Source organism: Streptomyces sp. NBC_00354 (assembly GCF_036106915.1).
In the GTDB taxonomy this organism is placed as follows: Bacteria; Actinomycetota; Actinomycetes; order Streptomycetales; family Streptomycetaceae; genus Streptomyces.
Genome location: NZ_CP107983.1, coordinates 7,230,825 through 7,245,488, shown reverse-complemented (window position 1 = coordinate 7,245,488; position 14,664 = coordinate 7,230,825). Strand labels below are relative to the sequence as shown.

The 14,664-nt window shown below is 72.5% G+C and carries 11 protein-coding genes; 5 read left to right on the top strand and 6 right to left on the bottom strand.

Translation table 11 applies throughout. From position 1 onward, the window contains the following. Window positions 1-26 precede the first annotated feature (26 nt). The 3 genes from OHT74_RS33265 to OHT74_RS33255 all read right to left on the bottom strand — a co-directional run bounded on the left by OHT74_RS33265 (window position 27) and on the right by OHT74_RS33255 (window position 3,336). Complete coding sequence (locus OHT74_RS33265; RefSeq protein ID WP_328623442.1) at window positions 27-1,469, bottom strand: sensor histidine kinase; 1,443 nt, start codon at window positions 1,467-1,469, stop codon at window positions 27-29. Window positions 1,470-1,552: 83 nt separating this feature from the next. Beyond that, on the bottom strand, window positions 1,553-2,497 hold the full coding sequence (locus OHT74_RS33260) for a spherulation-specific family 4 protein (RefSeq protein WP_328622234.1): 945 nt from the start codon (window positions 2,495-2,497) through the stop codon (window positions 1,553-1,555). Between the two features lie 140 nt (window positions 2,498-2,637). Beyond that, window positions 2,638-3,336 (bottom strand): TetR/AcrR family transcriptional regulator, encoded by a 699-nt coding sequence (locus OHT74_RS33255; RefSeq protein ID WP_328622233.1) that lies wholly within the window; start codon window positions 3,334-3,336, stop codon window positions 2,638-2,640. Between the two features lie 147 nt (window positions 3,337-3,483). Here OHT74_RS33255 and OHT74_RS33250 point away from each other — a divergent pair, with 147 nt between their 5' ends. Beyond that, a complete protein-coding gene (locus tag OHT74_RS33250; protein WP_328622232.1) occupies window positions 3,484-3,945 on the top strand; it encodes a nitroreductase/quinone reductase family protein in 462 nt (153 codons plus the stop codon). 152 nt (window positions 3,946-4,097) lie between these two features. On the opposite strand, the gene OHT74_RS33245 is transcribed toward OHT74_RS33250, so the two are convergent. Then, on the bottom strand, window positions 4,098-5,321 hold the full coding sequence (locus OHT74_RS33245) for a geranylgeranyl reductase family protein (protein ID WP_328623441.1): 1,224 nt from the start codon (window positions 5,319-5,321) through the stop codon (window positions 4,098-4,100). 284 nt (window positions 5,322-5,605) lie between these two features. Here OHT74_RS33245 and OHT74_RS33240 point away from each other — a divergent pair, with 284 nt between their 5' ends. Both OHT74_RS33240 and OHT74_RS33235 read left to right on the top strand, forming a co-directional pair. Beyond that, complete coding sequence (locus tag OHT74_RS33240) at window positions 5,606-6,970, top strand: dipeptidase (RefSeq protein ID WP_328622231.1); 1,365 nt, start codon at window positions 5,606-5,608, stop codon at window positions 6,968-6,970. A 74-nt stretch (window positions 6,971-7,044) separates the two neighbouring features. Continuing rightward, the gene (locus tag OHT74_RS33235; RefSeq protein ID WP_328622230.1) at window positions 7,045-7,746 is read left to right on the top strand and encodes an MBL fold metallo-hydrolase; all 702 of its coding nucleotides are present in this window, start codon (window positions 7,045-7,047) and stop codon (window positions 7,744-7,746) included. Window positions 7,747-7,793: 47 nt separating this feature from the next. Here the strand turns inward: OHT74_RS33235 and OHT74_RS33230 are convergent, their stop codons facing one another. Then, window positions 7,794-8,852: an NUDIX hydrolase gene (locus tag OHT74_RS33230; RefSeq protein ID WP_266669670.1), complete on the bottom strand. Its 1,059-nt coding sequence runs from the start codon at window positions 8,850-8,852 to the stop codon at window positions 7,794-7,796. Window positions 8,853-9,024: 172 nt separating this feature from the next. Here OHT74_RS33230 and OHT74_RS33225 point away from each other — a divergent pair, with 172 nt between their 5' ends. Next, window positions 9,025-10,017, top strand: a complete 993-nt coding sequence (locus tag OHT74_RS33225) for a LacI family DNA-binding transcriptional regulator (protein WP_266673249.1) — start codon at window positions 9,025-9,027, stop codon at window positions 10,015-10,017. A gap of 616 nt (window positions 10,018-10,633) precedes the next feature. Continuing rightward, window positions 10,634-13,111: an ATP-binding protein gene (locus OHT74_RS33220; protein ID WP_328622229.1), complete on the top strand. Its 2,478-nt coding sequence runs from the start codon at window positions 10,634-10,636 to the stop codon at window positions 13,109-13,111. 73 nt (window positions 13,112-13,184) lie between these two features. On the opposite strand, the gene OHT74_RS33215 is transcribed toward OHT74_RS33220, so the two are convergent. After that, the gene (locus tag OHT74_RS33215) at window positions 13,185-14,483 is read right to left on the bottom strand and encodes a DUF6986 family protein (RefSeq protein ID WP_328622228.1); all 1,299 of its coding nucleotides are present in this window, start codon (window positions 14,481-14,483) and stop codon (window positions 13,185-13,187) included. Window positions 14,484-14,664: the final 181 nt, after the last annotated feature.

The window sequence follows — 14,664 nt, the reverse complement described above, 5'->3', positions numbered from 1 at the left end:
GTCGGCGATCAGTATCCGGATCTGTGTCACCGGGCTTCCTCTTCCTGGGAGTGGGTGTCGGGGCCGATGGCGTCGGCGGAGACCAGCAGGCCGGCCCGGAAACAGAGCCGGTAGATGTCCCCGGACCGGTCGTCAAAGGGGTCTGCGGTCTGTACGTAGAACTCGCAGGCGGCATCCGGCGGCCGGGGCACGGGAGCCGCCGGGCGGCGGGCCGTCTGCTGCTGGGGCAGGTGCGGCGCGATCTGCGCACGGGGTTGGCCGGGCCGCAGGCGGGCGTAGTCCTCGGGGGCGAACACCGACCGGCGGTCCGCCACCGTGTCCCACACCCGTACGCCGGTGACCAGCGCGGCCACGGTGAACAGCGGCACCAGGACGGCCGCGGCCGCGCTCCGGCCGAGCCTCCGGCGCGCCTGCCGGTGCTCCGGGGCGGCGGCCGGCAGCCGGTGCGGGAGCGTGGCCCGGATCCCGAAGCCGCCGCCTTCGGGCCCGGCGGCGAAGGTCCCGCCGGCCGCCCGGACCCGCTCCCCCAGCCCGACGAGCCCGAGCCGCCGCTCGTCGCCGGCCGGCGACCCCGCCCCGGCTGCCCGGGCAACCCCCGTTCCGGTCCCTGGGCCCGGCGCCGGATCCGGCGGCGGCGCGTTCGTCACGCGGACCTCCGTCCGGGCCTTCGTACGGCGGACCACGACGGTCGCCCGGTGGTCGGGAGCGTGCTTGGCCACGTTCGTCAGCGCCTCTCGGACCACGCGGTGGACCGCCCGCTCCACGACCGGCGGCACCTGCCCGGGTGCCGCGTCACCCTCCAGCCGGAGCCGTGCGTCCAGCCCGGCCCCGGCCGCACGGGCCACCAGGTCCTCGAGCTCTTCCGGCCCGGGACCCGGTTCGTCGCGCAGGACGCCGATCACCTCGCCGAGCCGGTCCACGGCCGCGCCCGCGCGGGCCCGGATGTCCCGGGCGGCGGCCCGGTGCTCGCCCGGCAGGCCGGGAGCCAGCTGGAGCGCGCCCGCCGACAGGGCGAGCAGGCTCAGCTCGTGGCCGAGGAGGTCGTGCATGTCCTGGGCGATCCGGGTCCGCTCGCGCAGCCGGGCCTGTTCCGCGAGCAGGTCCTGCTCCCGTTCGAGCTGTGCGGCCCGCTCCCACCCGGCCCGTACCAGCTCGCGGTACTGGCGCAGGAAACGGCCCGCACACCACGGCACCATGGCCGCCGCCACCAGACCCGTGAACCGGCTCGCCCATACGAGCCAGGCCGGTACGAGGGCCACGGCAACCACGGCGACCGCGACCACCGCGGCCAGCGCCAGTGCCGTGCTCCGCGCCCGCCCGGGCCGCCCGCCGGCGAGGAACGCGCAGCCCGCCTCGGGTATCACCCACCAGCCGCTGCCCGTGCCCGCGGCGGCGCCGGCCGCGGCCACGGTCCCGACGGCCAGAGCCACCGCCGAGACGGGTGCGGGCCAGGGGCATGTGTCGATCATTGCTCTCACGCCCGCGACCCTACGGAATCGCCCCGGTTCCGCGGCACTGCCGAAAGTCTGCCCCTGCGCCGCGGGCGACGGGGTCAGCCCACGGTGGCGGCGTACGCGGTCTGGCTGCGGAACCTCCAACTCGGCGACTCGTCCCACGGGTTCGGCATGAGCGTGCCCGTCGCGTACGCGTAGCCCGCGCCGCGGTCGAAGGCCGTGCGGAGGGTGATGCGCATGGCGGCGGCGTCCGGGACCGCGTGGACGAGGTGCCAGAACGCGGTGCCGCTCGGGTCGAGTTCCGTGCCGGGGCGGTAGGCGCCCGACGCGCCGAAGACGTTCCCGCCGAGCCAGCCGCCGCCCGTGTACGCGGCGTACGTGTCCTCGTAGGTGACGAAGACGTCCGCGGTGCGGTGGCCCGGTTCCAGGTAGCAGTCGGCGATTGCGGTGCCGGGGTTGTCGACCACGAGGTCCGGCGCGGTGGGGTCGGCGGCGTTCATGGTGTCCTGCACGTACGCGCGCAGCTGTGCGTAGTGGTCGCGGGTGGCGTTGCCGGGGCCGCAGTCGCGGCTGACCACGTCGAAGAAGATGCCGTCCACGTGCAGGCGGCCGTCGCGGGTCTTGAGGTAGTTGTCGACGGAGGCCTTGACGGCGGCGATGTCGCGGTTGCCGTGGTCGGTGTGGACGTAGCCGAGGACCTTGGTCTTCTCGCCGGTGGCGGTGGTCCCTGCCCGCAGCGCGTCGGCGTGGGCCTGCCAGGGCGCGTCGAAGGGGGCGTCCCCGTTACCGGGGTTGAGGACGACCACCGAGGCGGCGGGTGTGGTGGCGACGAGGTCGCCGAGCATGGGGTCGCCGGCCCATGCGTACGCGGGGACGCCGATCTCCAGGCCCCGCACGCCGGCTATCCGGGGTCTGGGGGCCGGGGCGGCATCCTCGGCCGCGGCCACTTCGCCCGTGCCGGCCGAGGCGGTCACGGCGGGCGCCGGGGCGGCCAGTAAGGAGGTGATCAGGACGGCGTACAGGGCCTTCACTGCGCGGGCCATGGCTGTTCCTCCGGCGAGGGGCGGGGGCAGGGGCACGACCCGACGAACACTAGACGGGCGCCCGTTCGGTGAAAGCCGAACCACTCGCATTGGTGTGAGGAACAGACAAGCGATCTGTCACCTCATCATGTGAGCCGCGGTCATACGGCGGGCAGCCCGACCCCGTGGGCCAGTTGGCCCACGGCGTGCGTGAAGAAGGTGGCGCGGTCCTCGACGACCCGGGTGAACTGGCCGAACAACTCGAAGGAGATGAGGCCGATCAGCTGGGCCCAGGCGGCGACGAGTGCGGCGGTGACCTCGGGCGGCAGCCCTTCGGCGAAGTCCGCGGTCATCCGGACGGCTTCGGGGCGCAGGTCGGCGGGCAGCGGCGGGAGGGCGAGGCCGCGGCCGGCGTGAGCGGCGCGGACGATGCCGATGAAGGTGTTGCCGACGCGGGAGGCGGGGCCGACGGTGTCCATGGGGGCGCTGTAGCCGGGGACCGGGGAGCCGTAGATGAGGGAGTACTCGTGCGGGTGATCCAGCGCCCAGGCGCGGACGGCCTCGCCGACGGAGACCCAGCGCTCACGGGGCGGGGCACCGGCGGCGAGGGTGCGCGCGTCGGCCTGCTCGGCGGCGGCGCCGATGCTGTCGTAGGCGTCGATGATGAGGGCGGTGAGGAGCTCGTCACGGCTGGGGAAGTAGCGGTAGAGGGCCGAGGAGACCATGCCCAGCTCTCGGGCCACGGCGCGCAGCGAGAGCTTGGCGGCGCCCTCGGCCGCCAGCATGCGGCGCGCCTCGTCCTTGATGGCGGCGGTGACCTCGATACGGGCCCGCTCCCGGGCCCCGCGCACGGTACTCATACGAGCAGTGTGCCATGGAGTCAGAGCAGTGCCCAAAAATGGGATCGCCGATCCATTTCGAGAGCGGTGCTCTTGCTTTGGCGCAGCGATCCGTGCACACTGATCTCAAGCGAGAGCACCGCTCTCCCACCACCGCCGGAGGCAGTCATGAGCAGCAGGCCCACCCCGTACTACGTCCAGGCCGGCGCGCTCGAAACCCGCTTCAACTCCCTCTTCGGGAAGCTGGCCCGGCTCGGCATCAGCCTGGCCGGCACCGCCGAGCTGTCGGTGCGCGGCCGCAAGTCCGGCGAGATGCAGCGGATCCCGGTCAACCCGCACACGTACGAGGGCGAGCAGTACCTGGTGTCGGCGCGCGGCCACTCCCAGTGGGTCCGCAACATGCGGGTGGCGGGCGGCGGCGAGCTCCGCGTGGGCCGCAAGGTGCGCACGTTCACGGTCACCGAGCTCACCGACCCGGTGCAGAAGGCCGCCGTGCTGCGCGCCTACCTGGAGAAGTGGGGCTGGGAGGTCGGCCGGTTCTTCCAGGGCGTGACCGCGCAGTCCACCGATGCCGAGCTCCAGGCGGCCGCCGGCGACCACCCGGTCTTCCGGATCACGATGTCGAGCTGACGGGCAGGGCGCACCCCGCGCAGCCCGCCACACCTGCACCGAAGCAGCGGCGGCCTTGCCCGCACGCCCGGCAAGACCGCCACCATCGTCCACGTACCGGCCCGGAAGAGGCCCGGCCCCCGGCCCGCTCCCCCGGCCCCGGCCGGGGACCCCTAGGCCTGCTCCATCTCCTGCCCCTGCCCCTGCCCCTGCGCCCGGTTCCGCGCCTGCCTGCCGTCCAGGGCGTGCAGCGCCTTGCGGGCCATCGGGTACGTCCGCACCAGGTCGGGCAGCGTCGTCGCACCCCGGGTGATCCGGGCGAAGGCCCGCCATGCCGGGCGGAAGCCGGTGATCGCCGCGTGCATCAGCCCCGGCCGGGCCTCGAAGGCCGTCAGCATCCGCTTGCCGACGCTCATCTCCACGCCCAGTCCGGCCTTGACCGCGAACGCGTAGTTGAGGGCCTGGCGGCGCGCGTCGACCGCGTCCTGCGCCTCGGAGATCTTCACGGCCCACTCCCCGGCCAGCCGGCCCGAGCGCAGCGCGAAGGAGATGCCCTCCCGGGTCCACGGCTCCAGCAGTCCGGCCGCGTCCCCCGCGACCAGTACCCGGCCGCGCGACAGCGGGGAATCGGGCTTGCGGCAGCGGGTCAGGTGCCCGGAGGAGACGGCGGGTTCGAACCCGGCCAGTCCGAGGCGGGCGATGAAGTCCTCCAGGTACCGCTTGGTCGCGGCGCCGTCGCCCTTCGCCGAGATGACCCCGACGGTCAGGGTGTCGCCCTTGGGGAAGACCCAGCCGTAACTGCCGGGCAGCGGGCCCCAGTCGAGGAGCACCCGCCCCTTCCAGTCCTCGGCGACCGTCTCCGGGACCGGGATCTCGGCCTCCAGGCCGAGATCCACCTGGTCCATCTCGACCCCGACGTGCGCGCCGATCCGGCTCGCGCTGCCGTCGGCGCCGACCACCGCGCGCGCCAGGACGGTCTCCCCGTCGCCGAGCACCACGGCGACCGTGCGCCGGTCGGGCACGGCCGCCCCGTGCTGCTCGACCCGCGCGACGGCCGTACCCGTACGGACGGTGGCGCCGGCCTTCTCGGCCTCGGTGACCAGCGCGGCGTCGAACTCGGGCCGGTTGATGAGCCCGAACAGCATCTGCCGCGAACGGCGGGTCCGGGTCAGCTTCCCGTTCAGCGAGAAGGTGACCGCGTGGATGCGGTCCTTGAACGGCAGGACGAAACCGGGCGGGAGGGCATCGCGCGACGGGCCGATGATTCCGCCGCCACAGGTCTTGTACCGGGGCAGCTCGGCCTTCTCCAGCAGCAGTACGCGCCGCCCGGCCGTCGCCGCCGCGAACGCGGCCGAGGCGCCGGCCGGTCCGGCCCCGACCACGACCACGTCCCACACCTCGCCGGTTCCCCCGGCGCTCCCTGCCGTCCCGTCCCCCGCCCCCTGAGCGGCCTGCCCTGCTGCTGAGTCGGGTCCCCCGACGGTGCTGTCGTCGCTGCTCACGATGTGCTGCTGCTCCTGATCATGCGGTTGCTCCGATGCAGGGAAATCCTACGGCGCGAGTCCGCCCCATCCTGCTGTGCGAGGATCGGGACTGTCTTTCGACGTACCCCGCATACGCCCACGACGCGGATGCGGACGGCGTACACGTACACAACGTCGCACCCAAAAGGAGCGTGCCCATGTCCCAGAATCCGATCGCCGAGACCATCGCCTCGCTGATGCCCCGCGCCAAGCAGGAGCTGACCGAGCTGGTGGCCTTCCAGTCGGTGGCGGACTGGGCGCAGTTCCCCCGGAGCGAGAGCGAGGGCGCGGCGAACTGGGTGGCCGACGCGCTGCGCGCCGAGGGCTTCCAGAACGTGTCCCTCCTGGACACCCCGGACGGCACCCAGTCGGTGTACGGCTTCCTGCCCGGCCCGGAGGGTGCGCCGACCGTTCTCCTGTACGCGCACTATGACGTGCAGCCGCCGCTGGACGACGCCGCGTGGATCTCCCCCGCGTTCGAGCTGACCGAGCGCGACGGGCGCTGGTACGGGCGCGGCGCGGCGGACTGCAAGGGCGGGTTCATCATGCACCTGCTGGCGCTGCGCGCGCTGAAGGCCAACGGCGGTGTGCCGGTGAGCGTGAAGGTGATCGTCGAGGGCTCGGAGGAGCAGGGCACCGGCGGTCTCCAGCAGTACGCAGAGGCGCACCCGGAGCTGCTGACCGCCGACACGGTCGTCATCGGCGACGCGGGCAACTTCCGGCTCGGCCTGCCGACCGTGACGGCCACGCTGCGCGGCATGACCCTGATCAAGGTGAAGATCGACACCCTCGGCGGCAACCTGCACTCCGGCATGTTCGGCGGCGTCGCCCCCGACGCGCTGGCCGCGCTGATCCGGCTGCTGGACTCGCTGCGCGCCGCAGACGGTTCGACCACGGTGGACGGCCTGGCCTCGGACGCCGTCTGGGAGGGCCTGCAGTACCCGGAGGCGGACTTCCGCGCCGACGCGAAGGTGCTGGACGGGGTCGAGCTGATCGGCGAGGGCACGATCGCGGACCGGCTGTGGGCCCGCCCGGCCGTCACCGTGCTCGGCATCGACTGCCCGCCGGTGGTCGGCGCCACCCCCTCGGTGCACGCGAGTGCCGGCGCGCTGATCAGCCTGCGCGTGCCGCCGGGCGTGGACACGGCTGAGGCCATCAAGCTGCTGGAGGCCCACCTCGTGGCGCACACCCCGTGGCAGGCGCACCTCGAACTCGAGGTCGTGGGCCAGGGCCAGCCGTTCCAGGCGGACACGAGCAGCCCGGCGTACGCGTCGATGGCCGCGGCCATGGAGGTGGCGTACCCGGGTCAGGAGATGCAGGTCGCGGGTATGGGCGGATCGATTCCGCTGTGCAACACGCTGACCACGCTCTACCCGGAGGCGGAGATGCTGCTGATCGGGCTGAGCGAGCCGGAGGCCCAGATCCACGCGGTGAACGAGAGCGTCTCCCCGGAGGAGCTGGAGCGCCTCTCGGTCGCGGAGGCGCTGTTCCTCGTCAACTACGCGGAGTCCAAGCGCGGCTGACCTGCGCTACGGGCGAACTCCGCTCCCGGTGAAAGGCGTGCCGGGGGCGGAGTCGCCGCACGTACGTTCGGGGTATGGATCTTGTAGAGGTACTCCCGCAGCGGCTCCACATGCTCCGTTTCCCGATCGGCCAGGCGTACCTGTGGCGCGACGGCGAAGCGCTGACCCTGATCGACTCCGGCCATGCCGGATCGGCGGCGGCGATCGAGCAGGCCGTCCGCTCCCTCGGGCTGAGCCCGGAACGGCTGGAGCGGATCGTCCTGACGCACTGCCACCGCGACCACATCGGCGCCGCGGACGAACTCGCCGCCCGCTGGGGCGCGGAGGTGGTGGCGCACCGGCTGGAGGCCCCGGTGATCCGGGGCGAGCTACCGGTGCCGGAGCCGGTCCTGCTGGACTGGGAGATCCCGCTGTACGAGCACGGCCTGACGGTCCCCGAGGCGCCGCCGACGCGGGTCGGGCGCGAGGTCGAGGACGGCGAGGTGCTCCCGTTCGGCGACGGCGCGGTGGTGGTCCACGCCCCGGGCCACACGCCGGGCAGCATCGGCATCCACCTGCCGCGCCACGGCGTGCTGTTCGCGGGCGACTGCATCGCGGGGGTGGGCCAGGTGATGCTGGGCGTCTTCAACGTGGACCGTGACGAGGCCCGGTCCTCCTTCCGCCGCCTCGCGGCGCTGTCCCCGTCGGTGGCCTGCTTCGGCCACGGCGACCCGCTGACGGAGGACACGGCGGCCACCCTCCTCACGGCAACGGAGTCGGAGCCGGTCCTTCCGTAGCCGTAACCCGACGGGGCCCGGGAGCGAAGCTCCCGGGCCCCGTCGGGTTACGGGGTGGGGCGGCCCGCCTCCAGGTACAGGGGGCGGGCCCGCTCCCGGGCCCGCAGGGCCCAGCGCAGCCGCTCGTAGCGCACCGGGGGCAGCAGCCCGGCCGCCTCCTCCTCCGTCACGAACCGCCAGGCCCGCAGTTCCGGGCCCGGCAGCCGGAGCCCGGCCGCGGCGGCGGCCGAGAGGCGGCCCCCGTCGAACAGCAGCCGCAGCCCCCCGTACGCAGGAGGCATCGGCGGCTCCCAGTCCACGACCAGCAGCCCCGGTACGGCATCCAGCGTCAGGCCCAGCTCCTCCGCGACCTCCCGCACCCCCGCGCACCCCGGCGCCTCACCCGCCTCCACGACCCCGCCCGGGAACTCCCAACCCGGCTTGTACGTCGGATCCACCAGCAGCACCCGGTCCTCGTCGTCGAAGAGCAGCACCCCCGCCGCCACCGTCTCCCGCGTCGGCTCCGGCGTCTGCACGATGTCGCAGACCCGGGCCGCGTCCGTGCGTACGGCTTCGGCGATCCGCTCCGCCGTCTCCCGTACGGTCAGGTCCCCGTTGTCGATGACGTGCGCGTCCGCCGCGAGCCAGCCGCCCAACGCCTGCTGGTACGCGGGGATGTGGTCGTACGCCCACTGCCGGACCCGCACGTCCACGTCGGCCGGGTCGCCCGGCTCCTCCCGCGTCGCGATCCGCTGCCGCAGGATCGTTTCCGCCGGGGCGAGCAGCACATGCCGCACCGGTATCCGGCGCGCAGCGAGCCCGCCGAAGATCTCGTCCCGGTACTCCTGCCGCAGCAGCGTCATCGGTACGACCAGCACCCCGCCCAGCTCCGCGAGCATCGCCGCGGCCGTGTCCACCACCAGGCGCCGCCAGCTCGGCAGGTCCTGGTAGTCGCAGACCTCCGCGAGGCGTTTGCGGGGCAGCAGTTGGCGTAGTGCGTCCCCGACGAGCTCCGGGTCGTACAGGGTGCTGTCCGGCAGGATCCCGGTCAGTTCGCGGGCCGTGCTGGTCTTCCCGGCGCTGAATGTGCCGTTGATCCAGACAATCACGTCTACCCCTCTCCCCATGGCTCGTCCGGAGCCCCCAGTGGCTTGCCCGCATCACCCTGCCACGGAAACCCGCTCATCGGCCCAGTGCTTATCCTCAAGGTCAGAGCCGTACCCCACCACTTCCGGAGGATTCCGTCCCGTGCCGCAGACCCGCCGCCCGTCCGACCCCCGCTACGGCAACCGGCCGACCATGAAGGACGTGGCGGCCCGCGCGGGCGTGGGCCTGAAGACGGTGTCGCGGGTGGTCAACGGCGAGGCGGGGGTCACCCCGGACACGGTGCGGCGGGTCCAGGAGGCCATCGAGGCACTCGGGTTCCGCCGCAACGACAGCGCGCGCGTGCTGCGCAAGGGCCGCACGGCCACCGTGGGACTGGTCCTGGAGGACCTCGCGGATCCCTTCTACGGGCCGCTGAACCGGGCCGTGGAGGAGGTGGCCCGGGCCCACGGGGCGCTGCTCATCAACGGGTCGAGCGCCGAGGACCCGGACCGGGAGCGGGAGTTGGCGCTGGCGCTGTGCGCGCGCCGGGTGGACGGGCTGATCGTGATCCCGGCCGGGGACGACCACCGCTACCTGGAGCCGGAGATCCGGGCAGGTGTGGCGACGGTGTTCGTGGACCGCCCGGCGGGCCGGATCGAAGCGGACGTGGTGCTGTCGGACAGCTTCGGCGGCGCCCGCGAGGGGGTGGCGCACCTGATCGGGGGCGGCCACCGCCGGATCGGCTTCATCGGGGACCAGCCGCACATCCACACGGCGACGGAGCGCCTGCGGGGCTACCGCGCGGCGATGGCGGACGCGGGCCTGCCGGTGGCGGAGTCCTGGGTCTCCCTCGGCCGGACGACCCCGGACCGCGTCGGGGAGGCGGCCCGGGCGATGCTCGCGGGCCCCGACCCCGTCACCGCGGTCTTCGCGGGGAACAACCGGGTGACGGTGACGGTGGTCCGGGTCCTGGCCGAACACCGGCCGCCGGTGGCCCTGGTCGGCTTCGACGACTTCGAGCTGGCCGATCTGCTGCGCCCCGGCGTGACGGTGGTCGCCCAGGACGCGGCGGCCCTGGGCCGGGTGGCCACCGACCGCCTGTTCCAACGCCTCGCGGGCGCCGCCCTCCCCCCGGCCCGCATCGAACTCCCGACCCGCCTGATCCCGCGCGGCTCGGGCGAACTCCCGCCCCCGTCGGGCGCCTGACGGGCACTGCCCCGCGCCGGCTCTGCCGCTGTCAGTGGCAGAGCCACGACCACCGGAAACCCGCTTCGAGTATCGATGTCAGTGGTGTGTGCGAGGCTCGGCCGGTAACGGCACGGACGAACGGCAGGGGCACTCTGATGGAACCACGAACCAAGCGCGCGCTTGCAGCCATCGCCGCGAGCTTATTGGCCGCCGCCGGCGGCGTCGTCACCAACGTGGTGACGGACAGTCCGTCCTGGGCCTGGGGAATCACACTGGCCGTCCTGGTCTTGGCCGGTACGGCCACCCAGGTCTGTCTGAGCAGTGGTCCGTCCGCCCAAGTGCCCTCCGTACGCGCCCAGGGACCGGGATCGATCGCCATCGGAGGATCCGCCCACGGGCCTGTCTCCGCCCGTAGTAGCGGTTCTGCGGCCGACGGCACCCCGTCCCCTCCCGGTCAAGGGATCACCGCGTCGGGGCCCGGGGCGGTGGCCATCGGCGGCAACGCCCTGAGTTCCGTCCGGAGTACGTCCGGCGGGCCCTCGTGAGGCCTCGCGTACCGGAGGTGCGGGCCGAGGGGGCTGCGTCCGTCGCGGTGGGTGGGGACGCACACGGCCCGGTTCTGGTGAACTCCCCGGTGCACGTCAGCATCACGCACGACCCCGGCCCCCTCCGCGTGACGCGTCCGAAGTCACTGCCGCCCGATGTGGCCGACTTCACCGGTCGTGACGAGGAGGTCGAGGGCATCGAAGGCATCTCCGTGCGGCGCCGCGGATCCACGGTCGCCGTCATCTCCGGAAAGCCCGGCGTCGGCAAGACGTCCCTCGCGGTGCGTGTCGCCCACCGCATCGAGTCGCACTTCCCGGACGGCGTGCTCTACACGGATTTACGGGGAGTCCAGCCGGAGCCGCCCGAACCCGCCGAGATCGCGGGCCGGCTCCTTCACGCCCTCGGTGTCCCCGATGACGAGATACCTGCCGACGTCCACCTGCGCCTCGATGTCTACCGCCGTCGTACGTCGGAACTCACGCTGCTGATCGTTCTCGACAACGCGGCCGACGAAAGGCAGGTACGCCCGCTCCTCGTCTCCGGCCCGGACTCCCGTGTCCTCGTCACGAGCCGGAACAAACTGGCCGGGCTGGAGTCCGCTCACCGGTTCGATCTCGAGACGTTTCCCACACGCACATCCCTCGAGTTCCTCCGGAACGTAACCGGCCGGAGGTTCGAGGGCCGTGACGCCCAGGCAGCACTGACCGTGGTGGAGCACTGCGGGCACCTCCCGCTGGCCCTGCGCATCGCCGCACACCGCATGCTCTCCCACCGGGGCCTCAGGATCGCGGACCTTGCCGCTGAACTCCAGAACGAGCACCACAGACTGGAGGCCCTAGCGGCCGGCGACCTGGCCGTGCGCAAGGCGTTCAACCTTTCCTACCGAAAGCTGGGAAAGGGCTGCAAGAACGCCTTCCGGGCGCTGTCCCACGTGCCTGCCTCCGACTTCGGCCCCGGTATCTGCAGGGCGTTGACCGGTGCCGGGGACGCCCAGTCGGCCAGAACGCTCCGGAAACTGGCCGAAGCGAACCTCATCGAGCCGTCGGCAGTCCCGGGGCGGTACAAGTTCCACGACCTTCTGAAGGAGTTCGCCCGCGAGAAGGCGCGGAAAGAACCTGCGGCCGAGTCCTCTGCGGGCACGAGGAGCATGATGCTCTGGCTCCAGCACTCCGCGTTGCGCGCGCAGTTCCGCATCGCCGGTGTCTTCGAGGTCGAGCAGCCCGCCGACAGCGGCGCGGCCATGCCGTCAATGGAGGCTGCCCTCACCTGGGTCGAGCACGAGCTCGAGAACGCGGTCGCCGCGCTCTGCGCGTCGGAATCCCTCGGCCATCCGACCGACCCGGTGCCTTTGGCCCTGTCCCTCTGCGTGGTCTGCGAGACCGTAGGCCGCTGGGACGAGTGGGCCACCGTGTGCGAGGCGGGCCTGAAGGCCTCGGCGGGCGAGGGCGCGGCCGGGCTGCGTGCGGCCTTCCTCGCCGGCAAGGCGAACATCGCCCGCTACCGACGCGAGTTCGCCCCCGCCCTCGCATACGCGAACCAGGCCTACGCCGAGGCCCGCACGGCACAGGAACCCCTGCTCATCGCGGACGCCGGTAATCTGCTGGGCTGCGTGCTGCGGGATACAGGACGTCATGACGAGGGCCTTCCGCTGCTGTTGCAGAGCCTTGAGATCTTCGAACGCCACGAGGTGAAGCACGAGGTCGGAAAGGTTCTCTACAACCTCGGAACGGTTCACCGGGCATCCGGCGAACTGGACCAGGCGATCGCGTACTTCACACGTGATCTGGCCGTCTGTATCGAGACGTCCGACGAGGCGGGCGCCGCGGAGACCCTGAACACGCTGGCCTTGACCTACACGGAGATGGGCAGGGCAGACGAGGCGGAAGAGCTCCAACGGCAGTCCCTGACCCGGTTCTCCAGGATCGGGAACCCGTACAAGGTCAGCATGGTCCTCAACGATCTGGCGCTCACCCTGCGGCGCCAGGGGCGCCATCAGGAGGCGCTGGCCCTGCACACGGAGGACGTGGAGATCTGCCGCTCCGTGCAACATGTGTCCGGTGAGGCTGTGGCCCACGGGAACGCGGCCGAGGTTCTTCTCCTCCTGGGGCGCCATCGCGAGGCGGCCGACCGTGCCGAACTCGCGCAGGCGCGGTTCGCCGAGCTCGGTGACGAGCAGCGGCTCGCCGAGGCGGTGGTGTCCCACGCCCCCATTCTGTTCAAGGACGGCCGGGTCGAGGAGGCCGAAACCAAAGCGGCCTGGGCCATCGAGGTCCTGGCCCGCTTCGGTGACGAAAAGAAGATCGCCGCAACCCATCAGGTGCTGGCATTCGAGTACGGCGAACGAGGGATGTGGCAGAAGTCCCTGGACCACGCCGAGGAGTCGCTGCGGGACGGGGGAAGGGTGCTTTCCGCGTACGCACGCGCCGCAAGCTGTCTCCTGGGCATCCGCGCCGCGGTCCGGCTGGGACGTGACGACCAGGCCCGACGGCACCGCGAACTGCTCCGTGACATCCACGCCGAGGACCCCGCGGTCGACCTGCCCCTGGCCGAGGACCTCGCTCTCTAGACCGTGGACCCGTGCGGGCCACAGCACCAGCGGCTGCGACCCGCACAGGTGCGCCCGGAGGCGCAGCGGACGCTCAGGCGGTCGCCGTCAGGGTTGCCGAGCGGCGGGGGATGGCGAAGGCGTCCAGTTCGGCGCGGGTCAGGCCCGTCAGGGCGGTGACCTCGTCGGTGCCCACCGCGCCGCAGTCCAGGCCGCGGACGAGGTAGCCGGCCAGGGCCTTGGCCGTGGCCGGCTCGTCCATCACGTCGCCCTCGATCTTCGCGACGTACGCCTTCAGGCGCGCGGCAGCCGTCTCGAGGCCCTCGCGGTAGAAGGTGAAGACCGCCGCGTAGCGGGTCGGGAGGTGGCCCGGGTGCATGTCCCAGCCCTGGTAGTAGGCGCGGGCCAGGGCCCGGCGAGTGAGGCCGTAGTGCAGCTTCCAGGCCTTGTGGACGTGCTCGGTGGTGCCGATCGGCAGGACGTTCGTCGAGCCGTCGGAGACGCGTACGCCGGTGCCGGCGGCCGCGACCTGCATGATCGCCTTGGCGTGGTCGGCGGCCGGGTGGTCGCTCGACTGGTACGCGGCGGAGACCCCGACGCAGGCGCTGTAGTCGAAGGTGCCGTAGTGCAGGCCGGTGGCGCGGCCCTTGGAGGCCTCGATCATCCGGGCCACGGTCGCGGTGCCGTCGGAGGCGACGATCGACTGGCTGGTCTCGATCTGGATCTCGAAGCCGATCCGGCCCGGGCGCAGGCCGCGGGCGGCCTCGAAGGCCTCCAGCAGCTTGACGAAGGCGCTGACCTGCTCGGCGTACGTGACCTTGGGGAGGGTGAGGACCAGCCCGTCGGGGAGGCCGCCGTGCTCCAGCAGCCCGGACAGGAAGATGTCCGTGGTGCGGATGCCTCGGTCGCGGACGTTGGACTCCATGCACTTCATGCGGATGCCCATGTACGGGGCGTTCGTGCCGTTGGAGAAGGCTTCGGAGACGAGGCGGGCGGCGCGGGCGGCCGCCTGGTCCTCCTCCTCGTCGGAGCGGACTCCGAAGCCGTCCTCGAAGTCGACGCGGAGGTCCTCGACGGGCTCGGAGGCGAGCTTGGCGCGGACGCGGTCGTAGACGGGTACGGCCAGTTCGTCGCTGATGCCGAGCACCTTGGCGAAGGTCGCGGCGTCCGGGGCGTGCTCGTCGAGGGCCGCGAGGGCCTGGTCGCCCCAGGAGCGGATGGTGTCGGCGGCGAAGACGTCACCGGGGACGTAGACGGTGTGGACGGGCTGGCGGGTGCCGGGGTCGCCCGGGTAGTGGCGCGCGAGCTCCGCGTCCACCGGCGCGAGGGAGGCGCTGATGCCCTCGCTGACCGCGCCTGCGAGGCTCGTCGCCACCTTCTCCTGCTGACCCATCGTGCACTCTCCTCTTTTCCGCTTCACGGAAGCTTAGATCCGCATAGCAGAATTTAGTGTCGGGGTTCCGCCCAGTCAATGGTCCCTCCAGCGACACGGGCAAACGACTCGGGGCCGTGCGGTGAGAAACACCACACGGCCCCGAGAAGGTCAGCCAAAGGTCAGGCTACGAAGAGAAGCG

Bases quoted from the DNA above. Each gene is read 5' to 3' on its own strand.
- OHT74_RS33230 (WP_266669670.1), bottom strand. From the start codon at position 8,852: ATGGGGAGAGGGGTAGACGTGATTGTCTGGATCAACGGCACATTCAGC.
- OHT74_RS33250 (WP_328622232.1), top strand. From the start codon at position 3,484: ATGAGCAGCAGGCCCACCCCGTACTACGTCCAGGCCGGCGCGCTCGAA.
- OHT74_RS33265 (WP_328623442.1), bottom strand. From the start codon at position 1,469: ATGATCGACACATGCCCCTGGCCCGCACCCGTCTCGGCGGTGGCTCTG.
- OHT74_RS33260 (WP_328622234.1), bottom strand. From the start codon at position 2,497: ATGGCCCGCGCAGTGAAGGCCCTGTACGCCGTCCTGATCACCTCCTTA.
- OHT74_RS33225 (WP_266673249.1), top strand. From the start codon at position 9,025: ATGAAGGACGTGGCGGCCCGCGCGGGCGTGGGCCTGAAGACGGTGTCG.
- OHT74_RS33255 (WP_328622233.1), bottom strand. From the start codon at position 3,336: ATGAGTACCGTGCGCGGGGCCCGGGAGCGGGCCCGTATCGAGGTCACC.
- OHT74_RS33215 (WP_328622228.1), bottom strand. From the start codon at position 14,483: ATGGGTCAGCAGGAGAAGGTGGCGACGAGCCTCGCAGGCGCGGTCAGC.
- OHT74_RS33240 (WP_328622231.1), top strand. From the start codon at position 5,606: ATGTCCCAGAATCCGATCGCCGAGACCATCGCCTCGCTGATGCCCCGC.
- OHT74_RS33235 (WP_328622230.1), top strand. From the start codon at position 7,045: ATGGATCTTGTAGAGGTACTCCCGCAGCGGCTCCACATGCTCCGTTTC.